This window comes from Plantactinospora sp. WMMC1484 (genome assembly GCF_049315195.1).
Taxonomy (GTDB): domain Bacteria; phylum Actinomycetota; class Actinomycetes; order Mycobacteriales; family Micromonosporaceae; genus Plantactinospora.
Genome location: NZ_CP186055.1, coordinates 7,482,370 through 7,506,105, shown reverse-complemented (window position 1 = coordinate 7,506,105; position 23,736 = coordinate 7,482,370). Strand labels below are relative to the sequence as shown.

Genomic DNA, 23,736 nt, shown 5'->3' with positions numbered 1-23,736 from the left:
GGTCGTCATACCGGTGGTAACAGGGCGCCGACCTCGGGCCACAGGGCCAGAGGAAGCCCGTCGACGGGACCTTCGCCCCGCCGGAACCGCCACAGGCGTTAGGAAGGGCCCCCGCTACAACAGAAAGCGATAAGCGGGGGCCCTTCCTTGCACCTCAAGCGGTGCATACTGCGAGCAGCGAGCAGCGAGCAGCGAGCTGAGAGGGAGAGTGCGGTGCCGAGGATCCACGACTATGCGTTGACCGTCACCTGGACCGGGGCGGGTGCGGCGGGCACTGTCAACTACCGGGACTACGGGCGGGACCACCAGGTCACCGCCGACGGGCCGCCGCTGCTGCCCGGCTCCGCCGACCCGACGTTTCGGGGCGATCCGGCCCGCTGGAACCCGGAGCAGCTGCTGCTGGCGTCGCTCGCCCAGTGCCACATGCTGTCGTACCTAAGCCTCTGCGCCCGGGGGCGGGTGGTGGTGACCGGCTACGTCGACGAGGCGGTCGGCACGATGGTGGAGAGCGGCGACGGCGGGGGCGCGTTCACCGAGGTGGTGCTCCGGCCCCGGGTCACCGTGGCGGCGCCGGAGATGGCGGAGCGGGCCGCCGAGCTGCACGACCGGGCCCACCAGCTCTGCTTCATCGCCAGCTCGGTCACCTTCCCGGTACGCCACGAACCCGTCACCGTCGTCGGCGCCGCCGCCTGAGTACCGCCGCCTGAGTACCGCCGCCTGAGTACCGTCGCCGGGGGCCTCGCCAGCCCGGGACGGCGGTCAGGCCGGGACGGCGGTCAGCCCGGGACGGCGGTCAGCCCGGGACGGCGGTCAGCCCGGGACGGCGGTCAGGCCGGGACGCGGTCGCCGGCGGGCGCCGCGAGCCGCCGGGAGTTTCGCACCGCCATCGTCTCGATGTCCGGTTCGGCGAAGCCGGCCTCCAGCAGCTTGTCGGCGAAGAGCGCGAGACCGTCCTCGACCGGCGGGTTGAACGGCTGGCCCAGGTCGCTGGAGAGCACCGAGTGCGCCACGCCCACCGCCCGGATGTTGCCGAACAGATCCGGCCAGGAGACCTTTCCGGTGTACGGCGTGGTGAAGCAGCGCTCGAGCAGGGCACCTGCCTCGGCGAGTTCCCGCTGCTGCGCCACGGGCAGCCGCTGCGAGGTGAACTCGGGGTGGGTGACGACGATCCGGCGTACCCCCACCGCGCGGGCGGCGTGCACCACGGCGACGATCTCCGGACCGGACAGGTGCCCGGTGGCGAGCACCAGGTCGTGCCGGGCGATCACCCGGAGCACCTGGCGCACCGGCTCCAGCACCCGACCGTCGGGGTCGACCACCTCGACGGCCGCCGGCACGATGCCCTGGGCGTGCAGGTCGGCCTGGAGCGCGCCCCACATCGCCGGCTTCGCTCCCGGCAGGTCGGCGGCGTGGCTGCGACGCTGGTTGCCGGCGTCGACCGTCGGCATCCAGACCACCCGGGCACCCTGCCGGCCGGCGATCTCGACCGCGACGGGGTTCATCCCGCCCATCGAGCCGTTCAGGGTCACCGCGCCGAGCACGTCCACCCCGGGGCGTGCCTTGCGGACCACGGCCGCCCGCTCGGCGGTCGCCACGTAGTGCGACTTGAGTACGAAGCCGGCGAGCCCGACCTCGGCGAAGCGCCCGGCCAGGTCGAGGTCGTCGATCCGCCGCTCCATCACGTCGGGTGCGACGTGCACGTGCGTGTCGTACGCCCCGGCGACCAGGGCACGGGCGCGGGCGGAGGGGACGGGGTGCTCGGACATCGAAACTCCTTCGAGGGTGGCGGGATGGCGGGGTGACCGGCCCGGTGGGCGGGCGACCGCTCAGCCCGGACTGGTGGGATCGGCCCGGCCGCCGCCCCGGCGACGGATCGCCGTCGCGGTCCTGGCCAGGGTGGACTCGACGTGTCCCAGGTGGCGTCGCATCGTCGCCTCGGCGGTCTCCGGATCCCGGGCGGCGATCGCCTCGACGATCGCGGTGTGTTCCGCGAGGGACTGGGCCGGCCGGCCCGGCACCAGGATGGTGCGGTACTGGAAGCGAACGAGCTGGGCCCGCAGGTCGGTTATGAGCCGGGACGCGGTCTGGTGCCGGGACGCCTCGATGATCGCGGCGTGCAGCTTGGCGTTCCCCTCGGAGTAGCCGAGCAGGTCGTCGGCGGCCAGTTTGCGTTCCATCCGGGCGAGCAGCCGGCGGATCGCGGCGATCTCCCGGGCGGTGGCGTTCAGCGCCGCCTGCCGGGCGGTGAGCGCCTCCAGGACGGCCCGCACCTGGAGGATCTCGACGGCCTCCGCCTCGGTGACCAGCCGCACGTGCGCGCCCCGGTTCGGGGTGAGCACGACCAGACCGTCCTGGCCGAGCCGGACCAGCACCGTGCGGACGACCGCCCGGCTGACCTGTAGCCGGGCGGCCAGCTCCACCTCGATGAGTCGCTCGTTCGGCATCAGTTCGCCCCGGTAGATCTCCTGACGGAGCTGGTCGTACGCCTCGTCGGCGGATCGAGCCGGAGCCCGCCGCCGTCCGCCGGCCGGTGACGGCTGCGGTGGTGACGGCTGCGGTGGTGACGGCTGCGGTGGTGACGGCTGCGGTGGTGACGGCTGCGGTGGTGACGGCTGCGGTGGTGACGGCTGCGATGGTGACGGCGTTGGTTGCGGTTGCGCCGATTCGGTCATGATCTGGTCACCGCCGGCATCCGCGCCCGGCCGTGCGACCAGAGCCGGCCAAACGGACCGGCCCGTGCTTTGCGGGCGAAAATCTGTCCGGCGTCCGGCATCGGTCAACATCTGGGCGATCTGGGCGGGGGCCGCGACGGATTCGATCCGGCCGGTGACACTGGAGCGTCGGGTCCGCGGGGTCCACCGTGTCGACGGGGATATGCACGCGTCGGACCTTAGCCGCAGTGTGCCCACCCGCCGGGCAGTACGCCCGGTTGCCGCGGCCCGGGTCGGTCGGGTCGGCGGGGCGCGGGGAGCCCGCCACCTTCCAGCCCAGCGCAGCTGACCGCAACTCTGTCTCCAGGATCATCAACAATGTTGCAGACAGACTGAGTGCTGTGAACATCAGATGTCAAACGCTTCGACCTGCTGAGACAGGTTGCCCGGAAAGCGATTGAGCCTCAGCTTGCCATAATCTTGACCGGATTCCGTCGATGACATTTCGGACACAGCTCATTTACGATTCTCGACCGAACGAGGGCCGGTGACCGGCCGCACGCCGAGGGGTCGCGGCGTGCGGTTCGTACGGGAGGCGTCGATACCCGCCCTCGGTACCGAATCCACGAGCGGGAGGCACACACATGATCAGACGTTCTCGCCTGCTGGCCGCGGCGTCACTGGCGGTGGCGCTGGCGGTCACGAGCGGCTGCGGCGGCGACTCGGGGGCGGACGCGGAGGCGGCGAAGAAAGATCCGGACAAGGTCGGCTACATCACAGCCTTCGGGGCGGTCGGCCGGGACGCCTTCGTCTGGGTGGCGAAGGAGAAGGGCTTCTTCGCCGAGGCCGGCATCGAGGTCGACATCCAGAAGGGCGCGGGCAACGTCCCCAACCTGACGGCGTTGAAGTCCAACAAGGTGCAGTTCGCCGCGCTCGACTTCACCGGCGCGGTGATCCAGGCCGGCAAGGGCGAGTTCACCGACTGGCGGGCCGTCGCCGCCGTGCACCAGCAGACGCTGGTCGCGGTGATGACCACCAAGGACACCAACATCAACACCCCGAAGGACCTGGAGGGCCGGACGATCGCGACCGGCGCCGGGTCGGTCACGGAACTGCTCTTCCCGGCGTACGCACGGCTGGCCGGGATCGACGCGGCAAAGGTGAAGATCCAGGGCGCGCAGGCCACCGCGCTGAACGGCCTGATGGCCGCGAACAAGGTGGACGCCCTCGGCACCTTCCTGCTCAGCCGCACCGCACTGGCGAACATCTCCAAGAAGGAGGTCGTCGTGCTGCCGTACAGCGACTACCTCCGGGACCTCTTCGGCAACGCGGTGATCACCACTCCGGGCCTGATCGAGAAGAACCCCGACCTGGTACGCCGCTTCACCACCGCGCTGTTGAAGGGATTGCAGTACTCGGTCGAGCACCCCGAGGAGGCGGCGCAGATCCTCAACAAGGCGGAGCCGAGCTACGCGGTGCCGTCCGGGGTCGGTGAGATCAAGGCGATGACGCCGTACGTGTCACCGGCCGGCGGTGCCCCGATCGGATACATGGACGAGCAACGGGTCATGCGGACCATCGCCGTCATGCAGGGCGCCGGTCTGATCCCCGCCGGGCTGACCCCGGAGAAGGTGGTCGACTTCGGCTTCGTACCGAAGGCCGGATAGCCCGAGCGTCGCGCCCGCCACCGGCGGGCTCGGCGACCGTGGCCGGGACGGCAGGTCGGACCGACCACCGTCCCGGCCGTGCGCCGTCCACGACACCGCCCGCCACTGCACACCGCCCGTCGCGTCGTCCGGAGGTCGTCATGACCGGTGATCCGTCCACCCCCACAGCGGCCCGGCTCTGGTCGAACGTCGGGCTGCCCGTACTCGGTGCGCTGCTGGCGATCGGTGCCTGGTGGCTGATTGCCGAGATGTTCGACATCAACCCGTTCTTCCTGCCCGCACCGCCGGACGTGGTCGACGCGTTCGTGCGCCTTCCCGGCTATCTGCTCGCGGAGACCTGGGTGACTCTGCTGGAGACCGTCATCGGCTTCGGCATCGCGGCAGGTGGCGGGCTGCTGGTCGCCCTGCTGCTGGCCGCCTTCCGGACGGTCGAGCGGATGACCATGCCGCTGATGGCGGCGATCAACGCCATCCCGAAGGTGGCGCTCGCACCGCTGCTGCTGGTCTGGATGGGGTTCGGTCCGGGGCCGAAGATCGTCATGGTGATCCTGGTCTGCTTCTTCCCGATCGTCGTCTCCGCGATGGCCGGGCTGACCTCGACCCCGAGCGACCTGCGCGAACTGGTGCACTCGCTCTCGGCGTCGTGGTGGCAGACCTTCGTCAAGGTACGGCTCTCCTGGGCGCTACCGCAGATCTTCGTCGGGTTGAAGGTGGCGATCTCGCTGGCGATCATCGGCGCGATCATCGGCGAGGTGGTCAACCCCGACAAAGGGCTCGGCGCGGTAATCGTCAACTCCGGGGCTTCCGCCGACACGCCGTTGGCGTTCGCCGCGCTGACCCTGCTGGCGCTGATGGGAGCCGCGCTGTTCTACCTGATGGTGACGATCGAGCGGCTCGTCGCGCCCTGGGCACGGGAGATCTCGTCGTAGCCGTTGGGTGACCACCCGGAGTGGTCCGGGGCCGCCGGCCCGCGATCCGATGGCTACGCTGTTTCCTGCGTGTTGGTGATTCTGCAAAGGTGACAGGTGACAGGTGGCGGTGGTGGTTGTGGCGTCTGGGAAGCTGTTGAGGTTCGACGAGGTACGTGGATACGGGTTCATCGCCCCTGACAACGGTGGTGAGGACGTCTTCGTGCACGCCAACGACTTCGGTGAGGACAAGCACCTGATCCAGCCGGGGATCCGGCTGGACTACGAGGTCGAGCAGGGCGAGCGCGGGCTCAAGGCTTCGGTGGTGCGGATTGTCGACCGCCCGGTCGCCGCCGCCAAGCCACGCCCGGTGCGCACGGCGGGGGAGGATGACGGGCTCTGCGACGTCCTCTCCGGTGCCGAGTTCCGCAGTGAGATCACCGAGTTGCTGATCGACAAGGTGCCGTCGCTGACCGCAGCCCAGATCGGCGTCATCCGCCAGCAGGTGGTGGCGCTGGCCCGGCAGCACGGTTGGGTCGAGTCCTGAGCCACCCGCCCGGCGTGGCCGTTCCGGCCCGGTAGGATCGCTCGGTGACCCCCTCGCGTTCCGGCGGCTCGCGTTCCGGCGGCGACCTGCTCGCCGTCAGCGACCTGCACGTCGGATATGCGGAGAACCGCAAGCTCGTCGAGGGCTTCGTGCCGGGTTCTGACGAGGACTGGCTGCTGGTCGCCGGTGACATCGGTGAACGGGTCGAGGACGTCTACTGGGCCCTGCGGCTGCTGACCGAGCGCTTCCGCACGGTGGTGTGGGTGCCCGGCAACCACGAGCTGTGGACGGTCCCGCAGGACAAGGTCCGGCTTCGCGGAGTCGCCCGCTACGACATGCTGGTCGAGGTGTGTCGCCGGCTCGGCGTCGTCACCCCGGAGGATCCGTACCCGGTCTGGACCGGGGAGGGCGGTCCGGTCACGGTGGTGCCGCTCTTCCTGCTCTACGACTACACGTTCCGGCCGGAGGGCGCGCAGAGCAAGGAGGCCGGGCTCGCCATGGCGCACGAGGCGGGCGTGGTCTGCACCGACGAACACGTCCTCTACCCCGATCCGTACCCGAGTCGGGAGGACTGGTGCGCGGCGCGGCTGGCGCTCACCGAACGCCGGCTGGCGGAGCTGGCGCCCGGCACCCGTACGGTGCTGGTGAACCACTTTCCGCTGGTGCGGGAGGTCACCCGGATCCTCCGCTATCCGGTCTTCGCCCAGTGGTGCGGCACGGTGCACACCGCGGACTGGCACCGGCGCTACAACGCGGCCGCCGTCGTCTACGGGCACCTGCACATCCCGAGGATCAACTGGTTCGACGGGGTTCGCTTCCAGGAGGTGTCGCTCGGCTATCCGCGGGAGTGGCAGGCCCGGCGGAACCCGCCGCGTGGCCCGGTGCGGATCCTGCCGGTCGGCGCGCCCGAGCAGGACGCCGACCTGGTCTGGTGAGACTGGGACGGCTACCGCCCGACTCGACCGTGCCGTCCGGTCCGTCAGCGGGCGGTGCCGTCCGGTCCGGTCCGTCAGCGGGCGGTGCCGTCCGGTCCGTCAGCGGGCGGTGCCGCCTGGTCCGTCAGCGGGCGGTGCCGTCCGGCTCGTCCACGCGGCGCATCCAGAAGGCGCCGGTGGGCAGTTCGCGGAGCTCGGCGGGTAGCACCTCCGGGTGCTGCGACCACAGCCACGAGGTGAAGAAGAGCACCTGCCACGCCGCGTTGTCGGTGAGGAAGGCCCGCAGCAGGTAGACCTCGGTCCAGTCCCGGCCCTCCCGGAGCCACCGCTCCGGATACTCGAACGGCCAGTGGATGTCGTGGATGTGCACGATCACGCCGGGATTCAGCGTGGGTAGCACGTGCAGCAGCAGCCAGACGACATCCGAGCCGGCCTTGGCCACGTGCGTCGAGTCGATCAGCAGGATGTCGCCGGAACCGAGCCGGCCGAACATGGACCGGTCGACGTCCTGGACCCGGCGCTGCACCAGCTCGACCTGGTCGCCGGGGCGCAGCCGGGCCCGCAGCCGCTCCGGGTGCGGCTCGACGCAGGTGATCCGCAGTTCAGGCAGGAACCGGTCGGCGGCGTCGAGGACGACCGCCGTGGAGTAGCCGGAACCGACCTCCACCAACCGGGCCGGCCGGTGATGCCGGAGCATCGCGTGCAGCACGGCGGCGTCGGCGCGGCCGTACAACCCGTTGCGGTCGTGCCAGCGGTCGGCGGGCAACTCGCGCATCAACGGGCCGAGTGCGGCGGCGAGCCGGAGCTGTTCGCCCTCCCGCAGGTCCACACCGACCGGTGTCAGGTCGCGCCATCCGACCGCCCTGCTCCGGTCCGCCGGGGAGGTGGCGGGGGAGTAGAAGTGTCCGGGTTTCACGTACGGCGGCGTGCTGAGGGCGGCGCTGATCCCCCGGGCACGCCGGACGACCTGGGTCTGGAACTCACCAACAGCCATGCGGGGAATTCTGACCTTTATCCCGATACTTCGCCAGTAGCTTGCGAAATTGGAAATTGCGTGTCACCCCAGGACCGGATCGTGATGACTTGTTGTCGTTCAAGGCGCAAGAAGCCGTCAAGATCCACCCGACCGTTTCCCAGGACGGCGGGCGGGTCAGTCCACGGTCACCGTCTGGAGGGTCAGGGGGAGAGTTGGTGTGCCGCCGCCGGCCGGGTTGGAGTTGTCGTGGCCGCCGGCCGCCACCCGGTCGACGATGTCGAGACCGGTGGTGACGGTGCCGAACGGGGTGTAGAGCGGCTGGAGCGCCGTCGAGCTGTCCCGGAAGATGATGAAGAACTGGCTGCCGTTGGTGGCCGGCTGGCCGGTGTTGGCCATCGCCACCACGCCCCGGTCGTACCGCGCGCCGGTGAGGTTCTCGTCGGCGAACGTGTAGTCCGGTCCACCTCGCCCGGTGCCGCTCGGGTCGCCACACTGGAGCACGTGGATCCCCTCGGTGACGAGGCGGTGGCAGGTGCTGCCGTCGAAGAACCTCCGCCCGGTGAGGTGCTGGAAGCTCGCGACGGTGCACGGGGTGCGGGCCCGGTCCATCGAGATGGCGATCTCGCCGAGGTTGGTGGTCATCCGCATCGTGGCGGTGCCCGTCGTCGCCGCGGCGTCGAAGTCGGGCAGCCCGACCGGCCTGGTGTCGGCGTGCGTCGGCCTGACGGTGCCCGAACATTCCGCCGACGAGGTGCGCGCGGACGAGCCCGGCGTCGCCGGCACAGCACTCTCGCCGCCCGCGTCCGCGCTGCTGTCGCTGTCGGACCGGAGGTAGTAGACCACCAGGCCGGCACAGCCGAGGCCGAGGCAGAGCACGACCGCCACACCCGCCGCGATCAGGCCGATCACCAGCGGCCGCCGGCTCCGCGTCGGTGGCGACCCCTGCTGGTACGGCGGAGCCGGCTGGCCGCCACCGGCAGGCGGCGGCGGGAAGGGCGGAGTGCCGCCAGGTAGTGGCCCGGCAGGCGGTGGCCCGGCAGGTGGTGGCCCGCCAGGCGCCGGTCCGGCAGGCGGTGGCCCGCCAGGCGCCGGTCCGGCAGGCGGTGGTCCGGCAGGCGGTGGCCCGCCAGGCGCCGGTCCGGTGGGCTCGGGTCCGGAGGGTTCGGGGCCGGGTCGGGGTGGCTCGGAGGCTGGCGGTTCGGCAGGCGGCTGACTCACCGGGCCAGCCTAACGGGATCGATCGATGCACACCCGGACCGTGGGCGGGAGCCGTCCGGCCCGGACCCCTCGGCCGGCGAATCCCGTCGCCGGAAACCCAACGTCTGGGTCCGGCACCGCCTGCGGCCCTGACGCGCCGGGCGGTGCTACCGCCGGGACAGCAGGGTGAGGAAGTTTCGCCAGGCTGCGGCACCGAAGCCCAGCGCCGGCCCGTCCGGGTCCTTGCTGTCCCGCACCGCGACGACCCCCGGCAGGTTACCGGCGACCTCGACGCAGTTTCCGCCGCTGCTGTTGCTCCGGCTGCTCTTCCGCCATCGGGCGTCGGTCAGCTCCACGTCTCGGCCACCTCCGCGATCAGGTCGATCGACTGCTGGTCAGGGAGTGCCACGCTGCGGATGGTCTCCCAAATGTCGATCATATGGCGCACGAAGTCCGGGCGGTCGTCCACCTGGCCGTGCCAGTGCCCCTCGAAGTAGACGGCCGGCTCGCCCGCCTGCGGCGTCGCGAGCACGAAGGGGCCGTCCAACCCGGCGTAGGCCCCGGCCGAGGCCGGCACGACGTGGATCCGCACCTGCGGCACGCTGGTGGCGACCTTGACCAGGTGCAGCAGTTGCTCCCGCATCACCGCGCGGTTGCCGATCGGGCGCCGGAGCACGTGTTCGTCGATGACAAAGGTGAGCAGCGGCGGCTTCGCCCGGGCCAGGATCTCCTGCCGGTCCAGTCGGGCGGCCACCTGCTCCTCGATCTCCTCGGCGGAGAGCAGCCCCGGCCCCGCGAAGACCGCTCGGGCGTACGCCTCGGTCTGCAACAGCCCCGGCACGTACACCGGCTCGAACGACCGCAGCGCTTTCGCCTCCTGCTCGACGCCGGCCCACTCCCGGAAGTACTGGACGACGATCTCGCGGCTGATCCGCTTCTGAATGCGGACGAAACGGCCGTCGGTGGTGAAGACGGCATCGCAGCGGCGGGCGAAGTCCAGGCTCGGGCGGCGCTCGCAGCTCTCCACCTTGGCCACCATCGGCTGGGAGTAGTTGATCGCCTCGGCGAGGGCGGCCTGCGACATGCCGGCGGCGGCGCGGGCGAGACGCAGCTCCTCGGCGAAATGTTCGAGCATCGGTGACCGTTCCACCATGACTCCTCGATGACGAAGGGCAACACCGGACGGGATAAACCCGGATACGCGAAGGTCGTACCGGTCGCGAAGCTCCTCAGCGTAGTGCCATCCATAGCAGAGTGTCATCAGCGGAACCGCTCGGAGCCATGGCCTTGGAAAGGACGGGCGGGACCGCGCGGGGGCCGTCGGGATTCCTTCCCCCGCCCGAGGCGGCCCCCGCTTCCAACCCGAGGAGGTGTCAGCGTGAACTGGAGTCGACGTACACCGAAAATCCACCGCCGCGACTGGCGACGGCTCTGGCGGTACTGCCGGTGCGGAGAGCGCTGGGGATGCCTCGGCACCCTCCCGCCATCCGTGCCGATGGCGTTCTCGCCGTTGCCGGTGACGCCAACGACCTCACCACACCCCGCGCCGACGATGCCACCTCTGGACCGACCGACGAACCGGGGCCGACCGACGAACCGGGGCCGATCGACGAACCGGAGCGGATCGACGGAGCGGGTGCGATCGACGGAGCGGGGTCGGCTGGGCGGGTTCCGGCGATGACCGGGGCCGCCGTGGGTTCGGCGCCCGACGAGTCGCCGCCGAACGACCCTGGCCCTGAGCCTGACGGTGGCTGTCGGCGCGCCGGGACAGTCTCCGCTGAGGCCCCTGTACAGCTGGGTGCACAGGCGGGGCAGCTCGACAGTTTCGCCGGCAGGACAGTGGCGGCAGGCCGGCGTACCCCTCGGGAAGAGGGTGGGGCGGAACGACCGGGCCGGGCGCACCTGCCGCAACGACCGATCTGGCTCTGCCGGGTCTGCGGCACCGACTGGCCGTGCCTGGCCGCGCGCTCGCTGCTGCCGCTCGACCATCTTCGGAATCCGGCCGGACTGGCGGCGGACCTGGCCGAGGCGTTCGCGGCTGCCATGCGCGACCTCTACCTGCTCAATCCCGACCCCGGACCGGATCCGGCCCGGATGTACGCCCGCTTCCTGGGCTGGCTGACCCCGCGCCTCGACATCGTTCGCAGGCGCAACGGCGGCTCCCGCGGACACGGTGTCTAACGCTGGGTGAACAACCCTCCCCGAGGGCTGGTCAGACCATGCCCGAGTCGGTTAGCTGGGAGGATGCGGCAGGATCGACGCCATGTCACAGGCTGATCCCGTACCACCGGCCGACGCTGAACCACCGGCCGGCACTGCGCCACCGGCCGAGGAGGTCATCGCCGGCCAGGCGGTCTACAACCGGCTGGTGCTGGCCGGCTACGACGCGTTCGTGCTCGCCTTCTCCTGCCGGCTGGTGTGGCGCTGCGGCAAGCGGCACATGCTGGACAACTACCAGCGCAACATCGGGGCCCGTCATGTCGAGCTGGGTGCCGGCACGGCGTACTTCCTGGACCGGTGCCGCTTCCCGGTCGACCGTCCGGAACTGACCCTGGTCGACCTCAACCCGACCGTGCTGCGGGTCAGTGCGGCGCGGGTCGCCCGCCATCAGCCCACGGTGGTGCGGGCCGATGTGCTCCAGCCGCTGCCCTTCGGCGACGGCACGTTCCGGGCCGGTCAGCACGACTCGGTCGGGGCGAACTTCCTGCTGCACTGCCTCCCCGGCACCTGGGCGGAGAAGAGCGCGGTATTCGACAACGCGGCCGCGGCGCTCCGCCCCGGCGGCCGGTTCTTCGGCAGCACGATCCTGTCGTCCGGGGTGCGGGTGAGCGCGGCGGCCCGCCGGCTGATGAAGGTCTACAACGCCAGGGGAATCTTCCACAACGCCGACGACGACCTGGCCGGGCTCCGCTGGCAACTCGACCAGCGGTTCACCGACATCCAACTCACCGTACGCGGCTGTGTCGCCCTGTTCGAGGCCACCAGGCCGACGCCGGCCGAGGACGAGAACCGGTAGTCGCCGCCGGTCAACCGCTCACCGCCGGATCCGGGGCGGCGGCGGTGGTGCGCGTCCTCCGCTCGGCCCGGCCGTCCTGGACCTCGTGCCGGACCAGGAAACTCAGTGCGGCGGCGATGGCCAGCATCGCCGCGATGATGGTCAGGGCCCGGGACAGGCCGTAGCCGTCGGCCAGGAACCCGATCGACGGCGGGGCGAGCAGGATGCCGCCGTAGCCCAGGGTGGAGGCCAGGGCGATGCCGTTCGGCCCGCCCTTCGCCCCGGCGAGCGCCAGCGCGGAGGGAAAGATGTTCGCCAGCCCGAGGCCGGTCACGACCAGGCCGGCGAAGACGAGCCAGAGCACCGGTGACAGCGCCATCACCAGCGCTCCCACGGCCGCGACGATCCCGCCGCCGACCACCACCATCGGATGGCCGAAACGCTCCAGGAGGCGTACGCCGACGATCCGGCCGATGGTCAGGGTCCCGGCGACCGTGGCATATCCGGCGGCGGCGACAGCAGAGTTTCCGTCGAGGTCGATCTGGATGTGCAGCGGGACCCAGTTGTCCATCGCACCCTGGCTGTAGGCGGCGCAGAGGGCCGCGACCGAGGCGATCACCACCGTCAACCCGGCGTGCCGGGTGCGGTGCCCGGACGGCACGGCCGGCGGCTCCGGCCGACCCGCCCGGGACAGCGGCGCCGACATCAGCATCCGGCCCGCCCAGCCCGTGGCGAGCAGCGCCAGGGGCATCGCGACCAGCATGTGGGTCAGCGGGGAGAGCCGGAGTGCCAGCACCGCACCGAGACCGGCGCCGACCAGGCTGCCGACGCTGTTGGCCGCGTGCAGCCCGGACATGATCGGTCGCCGGACGGCGGCGATGAGGTCGACCGCGACACTGTTCACCGCGACGTCGATCGCACCGTAGCCGACCCCGAAGACCAGCAGCGTCAGGCCGAGGGTCAGCGGCGAACGGGTCAGCGTCGGCGGTACCACCGCCAGCGACAGCAGCACGGCGGAGGCGATCGTCACCTGCCGACTGCCCCAGCGGCGGCAGAGCCCTCCGGTCAGCAGCATCGTCAGCACCGCCGCACCGGAGATGCCGAGCAGCGCCAGCCCCAGGGAGCCGGGGGTGGCCTGCACCTGCTCCTTTATTGCCGGGATGCGTACCGACCAGCCGGCGAAGAGAAACCCGCCGATGCCGAAGAAGAGCGTCGTGGCCGTCCTGAGCCGGACGAGTTGGGCGTCTCTCGATTCGGTGGTGGTGACCTGCCCGTCGGGCAGGGACGGTGTTCCGGTCATGCAATGGTTCCTTCCAGGTACAGCCGGGTGAAGGCGTTGCCGAAGGTGCCGTCGGGGTCGTACCTGCGCGCGAGTGACGCGAAGTCCGGTACGCGGGGGTAGCACCGTCGCACCTGCTCGGGCGTGACCTCGAAGAGCTTCGCCCAGTGCGGACGCGCGTCGAAGGGAGCGAGCCGCTCCTCGACCAGCCGGATGACGTCGCGCACCGGGGACTCGTCGGGGATCCAGGTGAAGTGGATGGTGATCACGTCGGTGCCGTAGGCCGGGCTCAGCCAGAAGTCGTCGGCCGCGACCGTACGCACCTCGCAGATCTGCAACACCGGATGGATGTCGCCCCGCACCCGGTCCAGCGCCTCGATCGCGGCGGTCGCGTACCGGATCGGCACGGCGTACTCGGACTGCAGTTCCGCGCCGGAGCTGGGCGTGAACTCGGGACGGAAGTGGGCCATCCGGGTGTGCCAGGGGCCGGGTACGCCCTGCTGGGCGGTGCAGGCGGCGGCCGAATTGGTGATCACCGGGTGGACGTCACGGCCGGCGGGCGTGGCGGTGAACCACGGCTCGCCGGGGGCCTTCGGCTCCGGCTCGTCGGTGCGGGCGATCACCCAGACCTGGGTGAAGTGCGGCGAGGCCCAGTCGGTGAAGAGGCAGACGCTGTAGGCGCAGGAGACGAGTTCCTCGAAGTGGTCGAGCGCCGGCCCCAACGGAAGATCGAGATAGACGGTCTGCCGTACCTGGTAGGTGGGTTCGACGTCCAGCGTCAGGGCGGTGACGACGCCGACCGCGCCGAGGTTCACCACCAGGCCGGGAAAGTCGGGATCGCCCCGCCGCACGGTCCGCAGCTCACCGCCGGCCGTCATCAGCTCGAAGCCGCGCACCGAGCCGGCCAGCACCGTGTTGCGTACGCCCGAGCCGTGGGTGCCGGTCGCGCACGCCCCGGCCACCGAGATGTGCGGCAGCGAGGCCAGGTTGGCCAGCGCGAGACCGGCGGCGTGCAGCTCCCGGGCCAGCTCGGCATAGCGGACGCCCGCGCCCACCGTCACCGCCCCGCCCGCGGCGTCGATCTCGACGACCGACGGCATCGCCTCCAGCGACACCAGGTCGTCGACGGTGTCGGCGACCGCGCTGAACGAGTGCCGGGTGCCGAGCGCGCGGATCCGGTCGCTCCCGGCGACCACGGCCCGGAGCTCGTCGAGGGTCGTCGGCCGGTGGACCCGGCGGGCGCCGTACGCCAGGTTTCCCGCCCAGTTGCGCAGCTCAGCCGACACGGAGCAGCACACCCTCCAGCGCGCCGAGCGGCACCGACCGCAGCGACACCGTCCCGGCGGACCGGGCGGCATCGGTGGAGAGCTCCAGCCGGGCCGGTCCCTCGCCGATCGCCAGCACGATCGGCCGGTCGGCGAAGTTGAGGGCGACCAGCAGCTCCTCCTCCGGGCTGCGCCGCCGGTAGACGAAGGTCTGTGCGGGCGAGTCCAGCGACTCGTAGTCGCCGAAGCGCAGCGCGGTGGAGGCGCGCCGGTATCGGATCAGCCGGCGGTAGAGGTTCAGCGAGGAGCCTGGCGCCGCGTCCTGCACCAGGACGTTCGCGGTGCCGATGTCGTGGCCGAACGGCAGCCACGGGGTGCCGGTGGTGAAGCCGGCGCCGGTGGGCTCCCACTGCATCGGCACCCGCTGGCCGTCCCGGTCGTCGACGTCGAGCGCCCGCTCCGGCGGGGAGTCCGCCATGCCCAGCTCCTCGCCGTAGTAGACGCAGGGCAGGCCGCGGAGCGTGAACATCATCATCGCCGCCACCCGGGCCTGACGGAGGCCGTACCGGCTCACCGTCCGGGGGATGTCGTGGGTGGCGAGCGCGTAGGTGGGCAGCGCGTCCGGCCGGGCCAGCCCGGAGAGCCGGTCGACGGTGCCCCGGAACGCCGCCGCGTCCCACGGCTGCTCCCAGAACGCGATGTGGAAGGCGGTGTGCATCCCGTCCGCGCCGAAGTACTCCACCAGGCGGCTGTCGTCGCTGATCGGCACCTCGCCGAGCAGCAGGCCCGGCCCGTGGCCGTCGAGGAAACAGCGCAGCTCCCGGAGGAGCTCGTGGCTCTCCGGCTGGTCCAGGTTGTACTGCCGCAGCTCCGGATGGCGGTGATACCGCCGGTACGCGGCCAGCGGCTCCGGGTTGTCCCGGAGCTGGCCGTCCTTGAAGAGCCGGTGCGCGACATCGATGCGGAACCCGTCCACGCCCTGCTTCAGCCAGAACCCCCACACCTCGCGGATCGCCGCCCGCACCTGCGGGTTGCGGAGGTTGAGGTCCGGTTGCTGCGGGGTGAAGCTGTGCAGGTAGAACTGGCCGGTGGTCTCGTCCCGGGTCCAGGCCGGACCGCACCGCTCGAACGAGCTGAGCCAGTTGTTCGGCGGCCCGCCGTCGCGCCCGTCGGCCCAGACGTACCAGTCGCGTTTCGGGTTCGACCGGCTGGAGCGGGACTCCAGAAACCACGGGTGCCGGTCCGAGGTGTGGTTCATGACCAGGTCCACGATGACCCGCATGCCGCGCTGGTGTGCCCCCTCGACGAGCTTCTCGAAGTCGGCCAGGGTGCCGTACGCCGGATCCACCGCCTGGTAGTCGCTGATGTCGTAGCCGAAATCGGCCTGGGGCGACGGATAGAAGGGGGAGAGCCAGAGGGCGTCGACGCCGAGGGAGCGCGACGTCCCGTCGTTCAGATAGTCGAGGTGCTCCACGATGCCGCGCAGGTCACCGATGCCGTCGCCGTTGGAGTCGGCGAAGCTGCGTGGGTAGATCTGGTAGATGACGGCGCTGCGCCACCAGTGCTCGGTTGTCATGCCGGACCCTCCTTCTCCGCCACCGGCCCTCTTCGCCGCCGGCCGGTGCGGGTGTCGTGTGGCTATATGTCGACGCCGGACATGTCCGGGTAACGGTCGCCCGCCGCCGCCCCCACCGGCGCGATGCCGTCGAGCAGCGCCAGGTCGTCGTCGCCGAGCCGCAGGTCGACGGCGGCCATGTTCTCTTCGAGCCGGCGTACGCTCTTGGTGCCGGGAATCGGCACGATGTCGGGGCCCTGCGCCAGCACCCAGGCGAGGGCGAGCTGCGGCACCGTGACGCCGTGCCGGCCGGCGAGCTGCCGCACCCCGTCGACAAGTGCCGCGTTGCGGCGCAGGTTCTCGCCGCCGAACCGGGGCAGCGTGCTGCGGAAGTCGTCCTCGGCGAAGCGGGTCCGCGCGTCGATCGCCCCCGACAGCAGGCCCCGACCCAGCGGTGCGTACGCGACGAAACCGATCCCCCACTCGTGCAGGCTCCGCAGCAGTCCACGCTGCGGGTCCCGGCTCACCAGGGAGAACTCGGTCTGCACGGCGGTCACCGGGTGCACGGCGTGTGCCCGGCGAACCGTCTCCGCCGACGCCTCCGAGATCGCCAGATACCGCACCTTGCCCTGCGCGACCAGCTCGGCCAGCGCGCCCCAGGTCTCCTCGATCGGCACGCTGCGGTCCACCCGGTGCTGGCAGTAGATGTCGATGGTCTCGACGCCGAGCCGGCGCAACGAACCCTCGCAGGCCCGGCGCAGGTAGTCGGGACTGCCGTCGACCCGCACCACCCGGCCGGTGTCGTCCTTGACGTTGCCGAACTTCGTGGCGATCAGCGCCTCGTCACGGCGCGACCGCAGCGCCCGGCCGATCAGTTGCTCGTTGGTGTACGGCCCGTACATGTCGGCGGTGTCCAGCAGGGTGACGCCGAGGTCCAGGGCACGGTGGATCGTGCGGATCGACTCCGCGTCGTCCCCCGGGCCGTAGAACTGCGACATCCCCATGCAGCCGAGTCCGAGGTCGCCGGTGGTCGGGCCCTCCTTGCCGAGCTGTCGCATCAGCGGTCCCCCCTGGTCAGCAGCGCGGTGATCAGCGGCTCCCAGCGCAGCAGGTGCCGGTCGGGCAGGTACTCGTCGTGCACGCGGCGCCGGGCCGCCGCACCGAGCCGGGCGGCGAGGCGCGGGTCGCCCAGCACCCGCCGGATCGCCTCGGCCGCCCCGGCGGTGTCCGCCGGGTCGAGCAGCAGACCCGACTCCTCCGGCACCACCTGCACCCGCAACCCGCCGACCGCGTTGGCGAGCAGCGGACGGGACTTCCACATCGCCTCGGTGGCGGTGAGGCCGAACCCCTCGGCGAGGCTCTTCTGCACCACCACCGAGGCGTGCTGTTGCAGGGCGTTCACGACCAGGGCGTTCTCCCGCTGGTCGGCCATGGGCAGGCAGAGCAACTGGACCCGGGACCGGACCGCCGCCGGCAGCCGCTCCCACTCGCGGCGGCACTCGGTGAACATCTCGGCCGCCTCGGGATCGTCGGAGACCCCGCTGACGTCGGGCCCGGCGAGGGTGAGGCAGCTCCGCGGCACGTCCGCGGCGGCGTACGCCCGGAGCACCCCGGTCATGTCCTTGAGCCGGTCCCAGCGGGAGACCTGGACCACCATCGGGGTCCGGGCGTCCGGCGGGCCGCCGTCGCGGACGGCGACGGCCGGATGCCGGAGTTCGACAGGCGGTCCCGCGCCGGGCGAGACGGTGGCCGGCCGCCCTGCGCCGCCGGCCAGGATGCCCACGGTGCGCAACACCTCGACCGCCTTGGCAGCGCTGAGCCCGACGTTCTTCGGCAGGCACGGGTCGATCGAGGGGGCGATGACGTGCGGATCCGGCGCCCACGGCTGGACGTGCCGCGGGATCAGGAACGTCGTGGCATCGGCCTGCTCGACGTACGGCCGGATGAAGGCCCAGCCCCGCGCGGTGTGCGCGTTCGGCCCGTCGCAACCGGTGTGCGCCCGGTACACCACCCGGGCGCCGAGTTCCCTGGCGTGGCCGACGAGCCCGGCCGGCTGCGCCTCGTGCACGACCACCACGTCGCCGGGGCGCACGTAGCCGGCCATCTCGTCGGCGTTGGCCCGCAACACCTTGCGGTAGTGCTCCTGCTCGGCCCCGCCGGTCGGTCCGCCGTCGCCGGGCGAGCCGTAGACCAGGGTGCAGAGCCGCTTGGTGATGGCGAAGAACTCGGCGTCCCCGTCGATCACCAGCCAGCGCACCGGCAGCCCGAGCGCGCGGGCGAGCGGGATCAGCGAGTGCAGCAGCTCCGCCACGCCGCCCCCGGCGGCGGTCGAGTTGACGTTCCATATGGTCCGTCCGGCCAGGGCGGCCCGGAGGCGCTCGGCGCCCGAGCGCAGCGCGACGCTGCGCTCGGGGCCGAGAACCTGCCGGTACGCCGCAAGGTCGGCGGACCCGACAGCCACCTCACGCATCCGCCGGCTCTCCCAACGCCGCCACCGGTTCTCCCAACGCCGCCACCGGTTCTCCCAACGCCGCCACCGGCTTGGCCAGCGGCTCGAAGCCCTCGGTGATCCAGACACCGGTCCAGAACTCCGGGTCGGAGGGGAGGACCAACTCGATGAGGGAGGGCCCGTCGTGGCCGACCGCGGCGGCGAGGGCGTGCCGGAAGTCGGCGAGCCGGGCCGCCGCGTGGTCCCGGTCGAGCCAGTTCGTCAGGTCGACCCGGCGGGCGTGCAGCCCCAGGACGGCGGCGGCGTCCGCATAGCGCATCCCGGGAGCGTTGTCCAGGTAGTGGTGGAAACCGGCGTCCAGCAGTGTCTGCCCCCGCGACTGCTTGCGCAGCGAGACACTGCCGCCGTTGTTGCAGACCACGAACGTCAGCCGGGCGTTGGTCTGCATCGCCGCCACCAGGCCCTGCAACCCGTTGGTGAGGCCCTGGTCGCCCACGGTGCAGATCACCTGGACGTCCTGCTCGGCCACGGCCAGGCCGGTCGCCGTGGCGGTCCCGCCGCCGACGAATCCGCCGTGGTCGCCGAAGACCCGCAGGCCGGCGGGGAGCAGGTCGTAGACCTCCGCGAGCAGCCCGCCGAACATCTGGCTGTCGTCGACCAGGGTGACCGGCTTCTGCTGCCCGGCCGCCACCTCGTCGACGGCCCGGGCGAGCCCCTCCCGCACCCGCAGCGCGGCGTCCGGCACCTCCCAGCGCGGCGGGGAGGGCTCGCGGACCAGGTCGGCGTACCACCGGGGTGCGCCATTGCGGTCACCGAGCGCGGTGGCGAGGGCGTGCAGCGCGCCGACCACGTCGCCGTCGACGAGGGTGCCGTCGTCGCCGAGGTAGCCGTTCTTGCGCACCGCATCGGGTTTGGAGGTGATCGCGACCTTCGGCCCCGCCGGAAGTTCACCGATCACCCGCGGATACATGTTGCGGTCCTCGACCGTGACGATCAGGTCCGTCGACTCCATGATCCGGCGGTGCACCGGGGAGTTCGGGTCGTACCAGCCGACGAAGCCGGGCACCTCGGCGGCGCTGATCCGCTCGAACATCATCGGACCCCGCCGGTATTTCACCTGGAGCACCGCGCTGCCGGTCGCTCCGCCGAAGGCGGCCAGGGCCCGCCGGATGCCCGGGTGTCTGAGCGCGTAGTCGTCGAGCAGCACCACCGGACGGGCCGAGGCGGAGAGGCGGGTCGCCGCCTCGTGCAGCGCGTCCCGGTCGACCGGGGTGTGGTAGGGCCCGGCCGGCAGCTCGCGCAGTGCGTCGAGCGGCACCCAGTAGCTCTCGGCGACGTCCTGCGGCACCCCGAAGAGCACCGGCCCGAACGGGGCCCGGCGCACCGCCAGGTCCGCCTCGCGCAGCGACCGCACGAGTACGCCGACCGCGGCGGCCCGCTCCTCCGGCGCGTCTGCCGGCGGCACCGCCCCCAGCTCGTACCACGCCTTGGCGAACTCCCCGGAGGCGGGGATGAGCCCGGGCTCACCGTGCGGCGGCAGGAACGGGGCGGATCCGGTCGACGGCATGCCGACCACGACCAGCGTGCCGACCTCGTTGCGCCGGGCCGCGCCGACCGCGCCGAGCGCGTTGGTCAGCCCGCGCGCCGCGTGCACGATCGCGGCACCGCGCCCCGGGCGCAGCATGCTCGCGCCCGCGGCCTGGAAGACGCTCTCCCGGTCGCCCCGCCCGTTGCGCAGCATGCCGAGCCGGGCGGTGGCGTCGCAGAGCGCGAGCTCCGAGGTGCCGGCGTAGGTGAACGCCACGGTGACGCCGAGCCGGTGCATCGCCAACGCGACGGCCTCGGCACCGCTGAGCAGCACGTCGTGCAGCTCCCGGATCACCTGCTCGACGGCGTACCGGATCGAGTCGGGGGAGCAGGCCAGGACGGTGGCGACCGCGTCACCGAAGGCTGCGACGCCCCGGTCGGCGATCAGCCCCATGGTCAGGCCGCGTGGCGTGCCGGAGGAGTGGTGCAGCAGGTGGCGCAGGAAGTCCTCCACGGTCGCCGTCCCGCGCGCGGCGCGTACCTCGGAGGGATAGAGGCCGAAGGCGAGCAGCGCCTCGTCGCGGATGCCCTCCGGCACCACGTCGAAGTCGATCTCGGTGGCGTTGTCGGCGCTCAGCTCGTCGAAGATCAGGCCGTCGTCCTGGGCCAGCGTGATCCGCAGCCGGTAGTGGCCGGGCTGCTCGGGCACCCGCGCCCGCACCAGGACCCGGGCGGCGGCGTTCGGCGGCAGCGACCGCGGCAGGGCCGCCCGGATGTCCTGGGTCGGTACGTGCCGGCCGTCCGCGTCGTACCAGCGGTAGGTGACCCGCACCGGCTGCGGCGGCGCCGGCGTGAGCAGCGCGGTGCCGACGTTCTCCACCCGGCAGGTGAGGGTGAGCAGACTGTTGGCCTCGACGTCGTCGTAGATCGGCTCCTCCGGCGTGACGACGATCCGGCACTCCTCCGCAGCGAGCCGGTCCCCGACCGCCCACAGTTGCCGGGGCTGCTTGCCGAGCTGCTCGAAGAGCTGGCGCTGGCCCTGCTCGTGGGTGCGGGTGTGGTTGGCCTGGAAGCCGTGCCGCGCCCCCTCGGCCAGCGCGGCCGGCACCACGGCCAGGGAGTAGACCTCCCGCCCCGGCAGGTCCACCACCCCCAGGATCTTCCACTCGGCGCGGTCCACCACGGCCACCGCCGCGGTCTTCACCGAGGAGTCCACGTAGCGGTGCGGGCTGATGCCGACGAAAAGGTGGTCGTCGGTGGCGGCGAAACCGCGCGGCCAGCCGGGCAGCGGAAGGCGGCGGGATGGTCTTCGGGTCGCGTCCGGGATCTCGATGAGCTCCCCGGCGGCGGAGTCGCAGACCAGCCACACGCCGTTCTCGTAGTGCGGGTGGTGTGGCGCCCGCAGGCCGGTGAGCAGCGGTTCACCGGTGTCGAGGGCGACCACCCGGCCGGTGGACGGCTTGCCGTTCTCGTCCCAGCCCCGACGGCGCAGGAACGGCCCGAACCCGGAGACGACGATCCGGTCGCGGTAGAGCGCCAGGCTGTTGAGGTGCCAGCTGTCCGGCTCACCGGGAGCCCGCCAGCGCCAGAGGATCTCGCCGTCCCGGCCGATCGACTGCACCTCGTTCTGCGTGGTGGCGACGACCAGGATCTGCCCGTTGACGCAGAGGATGTCGTGTGGCGTGGAGACGTCGTCGAGCCGCTGGTATCGGCGTACTCCCGAGGAGTCGTAGGAGACCAGTTCGGCCGGGCTCCCCTCGGCGCTCCACAGGCAGCGGTACAGCAGGGTGCCGTCCGTGCACATGCCGGTGCTCGACACCCGGTCGACGGCCTCGACCGTCTCCCCGAGGGCGAACAGGCCACCGCCGATGGTGTGGTGTGCGTCGAAGCACGAGGCCAGCAGGACACGTCCCGGCGGTAGCAGGTCACGGGTTCCCGACCATGTGTCGTACGAGCGTCCGGTCACGACGCTGCCTCCTTACTTCCCGCGGTCAGCGGGACCTCGTGACGCCGAGTCGCGACGATCCGCTCGGCGATCAGGGTGGGGTCGTGCTCGGCGATCACCTCGATGTGACCGCCGCCGTCCGAAGGACCGACTTCCGAAGGGCGGGCCGCCGGAGGACCGGCGGTGCCACGCCCAGCCAGACAGACCACGCCACGGCCGCGCTGCCGGGCGAAGACCGGTGCGGCGGCGCGGATCAGCCGGTCGTCGTCGGTCATGTCCACCACGACGTCGAAGCCGCCGAAGGTGTGCACCGCCTCGGCCACCAGGTGCGCCGGACGGGTGGCCGGAGTGGTCAATACCGCCAGGCGATCGGTGCGGGCCGTGCCGGGCAGCCGCTCGGGAGCCGTACCGGGCACCATCACGTGCGCGCCGGCGGCAGTCAGGTCCTCGGCGACGTGCGCGGTGACGGTGCCGTCGCCGGTGGCGGCGACCAGGACCACCGCGTCGCCCAGCGGGCCGGTCGTGGCGTGCAGCAGTGGTTTCGCGCGCATCAGCGGCCAGTACTCGTCGGCGATGCCCTGCGCCTCGTGCAGCGACGAGTATCCGCCGGCCGCGTCGGCCGCCTCGATCACCGATCTGGTCTGCGCGAAGTGCTCCGCGCAGATCCGTGCCTGGGTGGCGTCGGCACCGCTGACCACCTCGCCGATGCCGGGCAGCAGCAGGACCCGGGGCAGGTCGCGGCGGGGGCCCTGCCGGCGGGCCTGCGGGTCCGCGTGGCGGTCGAACAGGTCGGCGTAGCGGGCCCGGTAACGGTCGACCGCCGCGCGTACCCCCGTCGGGGTCAGCTCCTGCGGGGTCAGCGCGAGAGGCCGGTAGCCGACCGTTACCAGGGAGTCGGGGCAGCCGGGACCGTACTGGCTCAGTCGTGGTCCGCGCCGGGAGGAGGCGAACCGGAGCGCGCCAGGGCCGGTCTCCGCCCGTACGACGATCGGGTTGTCGCCGTCGCGCAGTGCGCCACGGATCACCGGCAACAGCTCGGTCAGCAGGTCGGCCGCCCGCTCCGGCGCCATCGCGGTCACGGCCGGACCGCCGAGAGTCCGGGTACGGGGCGTGCGGGCGGCGTGCAGCGCGTGCGTGGCGCGCCGCACGGCCTCCAGCGAGTTCCGGTAGCACCGCTCGCTGGTCTCGGCCCAGGTGAAGATCCCGTGGTTGGCGAGAAGGACGAAGCGGCAGCCCGGTTGTGCCTCGATGCGGTCGGCGAGTTCCTGCGCGACGCCCATGTCGAACTGCCGGTAGTCGAACCAGATCGCCTCCTCGCCGAAGTGCGCCGCGGCCCGCTTCCGGCCGTCCGGGATGCAGGTCAGCGCGATGACCGCGTCGGGATGGCAGTGGTCGACGTGGGTAGCGGGGATGAACGCGTGTGTCAGCGTCTCGATGCCCGGAGGCTTCTGCTGCGGGCGCATCGCCGCAGCGGCGACCCGGTCGAGCATCGTGCGGCTCTCCAGCGGCGGCACGTGCCGCAGCTCCCGCAGGGTGGCCAGGCGCAGCGCCGGGAAGTCCTCCTCGGTGGTGCTGGCGCCGTCGCAGCCCCAGGAGCTCATCCAGAGCGTCGGCTCGCCGTCGAGGGTGCCCTTGGCGGAGAAGTTGCCGCCGCCGGCCCGGGTCAGTGCGACATCGGTGCCGATCAGGTGGGACCGGAGCAGCACCTGGTCGCGGGGCGTGCCGGCGTCGAACCGTACGCCGTCGCGCGGTAGCGGGGGTCTGAGGAGATCCAACATGGCACCCTCTCCAGGGCAGGGCTCGACGGCGCGGCAGGGCGCTGCCGACCGGGGTGTTCTGG

At 72.0% G+C, this 23,736-nt stretch carries 21 protein-coding genes and 1 pseudogene; 8 read left to right on the top strand and 14 right to left on the bottom strand.

Annotation, left to right across the window (positions count from 1 at the left end; translation table 11 throughout):
• Positions 1-213: 213 nt before the first annotated feature.
• Positions 214-693: an OsmC family protein gene (locus ACN28C_RS32255; protein ID WP_422771254.1), complete on the top strand. Its 480-nt coding sequence runs from the start codon at positions 214-216 to the stop codon at positions 691-693.
• Between the two features lie 134 nt (positions 694-827).
• On the opposite strand, the gene ACN28C_RS32250 is transcribed toward ACN28C_RS32255, so the two are convergent.
• The 3 genes and pseudogenes from ACN28C_RS32250 to ACN28C_RS32240 all read right to left on the bottom strand — a co-directional run.
• Entirely contained in the window at positions 828-1,766 is a 939-nt protein-coding gene (locus ACN28C_RS32250; protein ID WP_422771253.1) for a DUF6282 family protein, read from the bottom strand.
• 60 nt (positions 1,767-1,826) lie between these two features.
• Positions 1,827-2,312: a GntR family transcriptional regulator gene (locus tag ACN28C_RS32245; protein WP_422774886.1), complete on the bottom strand. Its 486-nt coding sequence runs from the start codon at positions 2,310-2,312 to the stop codon at positions 1,827-1,829.
• 9 nt (positions 2,313-2,321) lie between these two features.
• Positions 2,322-2,483: pseudogene (locus ACN28C_RS32240) on the bottom strand (GntR family transcriptional regulator); the annotation flags it as partial.
• 47 nt (positions 2,484-2,530) lie between these two features.
• Here ACN28C_RS32240 and ACN28C_RS32235 point away from each other — a divergent pair.
• The 5 genes from ACN28C_RS32235 (at position 2,531) to ACN28C_RS32215 (ending at position 6,708) form a co-directional block, all read left to right on the top strand.
• Positions 2,531-2,674: a hypothetical protein gene (locus ACN28C_RS32235; protein WP_422774948.1), complete on the top strand. Its 144-nt coding sequence runs from the start codon at positions 2,531-2,533 to the stop codon at positions 2,672-2,674.
• Positions 2,675-3,295: 621 nt separating this feature from the next.
• Entirely contained in the window at positions 3,296-4,318 is a 1,023-nt protein-coding gene (locus ACN28C_RS32230; protein ID WP_422771252.1) for an ABC transporter substrate-binding protein, read from the top strand.
• Positions 4,319-4,458: 140 nt separating this feature from the next.
• The gene (locus ACN28C_RS32225) at positions 4,459-5,247 is read left to right on the top strand and encodes an ABC transporter permease (RefSeq protein ID WP_422771251.1); all 789 of its coding nucleotides are present in this window, start codon (positions 4,459-4,461) and stop codon (positions 5,245-5,247) included.
• Between the two features lie 118 nt (positions 5,248-5,365).
• Complete coding sequence (locus tag ACN28C_RS32220) at positions 5,366-5,773, top strand: cold-shock protein (protein ID WP_422771250.1); 408 nt, start codon at positions 5,366-5,368, stop codon at positions 5,771-5,773.
• Positions 5,774-5,817: 44 nt separating this feature from the next.
• Complete coding sequence (locus ACN28C_RS32215) at positions 5,818-6,708, top strand: metallophosphoesterase family protein (protein WP_422771249.1); 891 nt, start codon at positions 5,818-5,820, stop codon at positions 6,706-6,708.
• Positions 6,709-6,832: 124 nt separating this feature from the next.
• On the opposite strand, the gene ACN28C_RS32210 is transcribed toward ACN28C_RS32215, so the two are convergent.
• From ACN28C_RS32210 to ACN28C_RS32195, 4 genes are all read right to left on the bottom strand, one after another.
• A complete protein-coding gene (locus ACN28C_RS32210) occupies positions 6,833-7,702 on the bottom strand; it encodes a class I SAM-dependent methyltransferase (RefSeq protein WP_422771248.1) in 870 nt (289 codons plus the stop codon).
• 156 nt (positions 7,703-7,858) lie between these two features.
• Positions 7,859-8,593 (bottom strand): peptidylprolyl isomerase, encoded by a 735-nt coding sequence (locus tag ACN28C_RS32205; protein ID WP_422771247.1) that lies wholly within the window; start codon positions 8,591-8,593, stop codon positions 7,859-7,861.
• Positions 8,594-9,048: 455 nt separating this feature from the next.
• Positions 9,049-9,237, bottom strand: a complete 189-nt coding sequence (locus tag ACN28C_RS32200; protein ID WP_422771246.1) for a DUF397 domain-containing protein — start codon at positions 9,235-9,237, stop codon at positions 9,049-9,051.
• Complete coding sequence (locus ACN28C_RS32195) at positions 9,228-10,034, bottom strand: helix-turn-helix domain-containing protein (protein WP_422771245.1); 807 nt, start codon at positions 10,032-10,034, stop codon at positions 9,228-9,230. The genes ACN28C_RS32200 and ACN28C_RS32195 overlap by 10 nt, the downstream gene beginning before the upstream one ends.
• Positions 10,035-10,720: 686 nt before the next feature.
• Between ACN28C_RS32195 and ACN28C_RS32190 the strand changes: the two genes are divergently transcribed.
• The gene (locus tag ACN28C_RS32190) at positions 10,721-11,062 is read left to right on the top strand and encodes a hypothetical protein (protein ID WP_422771244.1); all 342 of its coding nucleotides are present in this window, start codon (positions 10,721-10,723) and stop codon (positions 11,060-11,062) included.
• An 82-nt stretch (positions 11,063-11,144) separates the two neighbouring features.
• Positions 11,145-11,897, top strand: coding sequence for a class I SAM-dependent methyltransferase (locus tag ACN28C_RS32185; protein ID WP_422771243.1), 753 nt, complete (start codon positions 11,145-11,147; stop codon positions 11,895-11,897).
• Positions 11,898-11,907: 10 nt separating this feature from the next.
• Here ACN28C_RS32185 and ACN28C_RS32180 read toward each other — a convergent pair whose 3' ends face one another.
• The 7 genes from ACN28C_RS32180 to ACN28C_RS32150 all read right to left on the bottom strand — a co-directional run bounded on the left by ACN28C_RS32180 (position 11,908) and on the right by ACN28C_RS32150 (position 23,674).
• A complete protein-coding gene (locus ACN28C_RS32180) occupies positions 11,908-13,176 on the bottom strand; it encodes an MFS transporter (RefSeq protein ID WP_422771242.1) in 1,269 nt (422 codons plus the stop codon).
• A complete protein-coding gene (locus tag ACN28C_RS32175; protein WP_422771241.1) occupies positions 13,173-14,441 on the bottom strand; it encodes a D-arabinono-1,4-lactone oxidase in 1,269 nt (422 codons plus the stop codon). The genes ACN28C_RS32180 and ACN28C_RS32175 overlap by 4 nt, the downstream gene beginning before the upstream one ends.
• A complete protein-coding gene (locus ACN28C_RS32170) occupies positions 14,431-15,996 on the bottom strand; it encodes an alpha-amylase family glycosyl hydrolase (protein WP_422771240.1) in 1,566 nt (521 codons plus the stop codon). Before ACN28C_RS32170 ends, ACN28C_RS32175 begins: the two co-directional genes overlap by 11 nt.
• 62 nt (positions 15,997-16,058) lie before the next feature.
• Complete coding sequence (locus ACN28C_RS32165; RefSeq protein ID WP_422771239.1) at positions 16,059-17,033, bottom strand: aldo/keto reductase; 975 nt, start codon at positions 17,031-17,033, stop codon at positions 16,059-16,061.
• Entirely contained in the window at positions 17,033-18,445 is a 1,413-nt protein-coding gene (locus ACN28C_RS32160; RefSeq protein WP_422771238.1) for a glycosyltransferase, read from the bottom strand. The genes ACN28C_RS32165 and ACN28C_RS32160 overlap by 1 nt, the downstream gene beginning before the upstream one ends.
• Positions 18,438-21,917 (bottom strand): DUF4915 domain-containing protein, encoded by a 3,480-nt coding sequence (locus tag ACN28C_RS32155; RefSeq protein ID WP_422771237.1) that lies wholly within the window; start codon positions 21,915-21,917, stop codon positions 18,438-18,440. Before ACN28C_RS32155 ends, ACN28C_RS32160 begins: the two co-directional genes overlap by 8 nt.
• Positions 21,914-23,674 carry a class II aldolase/adducin family protein gene (locus ACN28C_RS32150; protein WP_422771236.1) on the bottom strand — a complete coding sequence of 587 codons (1,761 nt, stop codon included), beginning with the start codon at positions 23,672-23,674 and terminating at the stop codon, positions 21,914-21,916. Before ACN28C_RS32150 ends, ACN28C_RS32155 begins: the two co-directional genes overlap by 4 nt.
• Between the last annotated feature and the right edge of the window lie 62 nt (positions 23,675-23,736).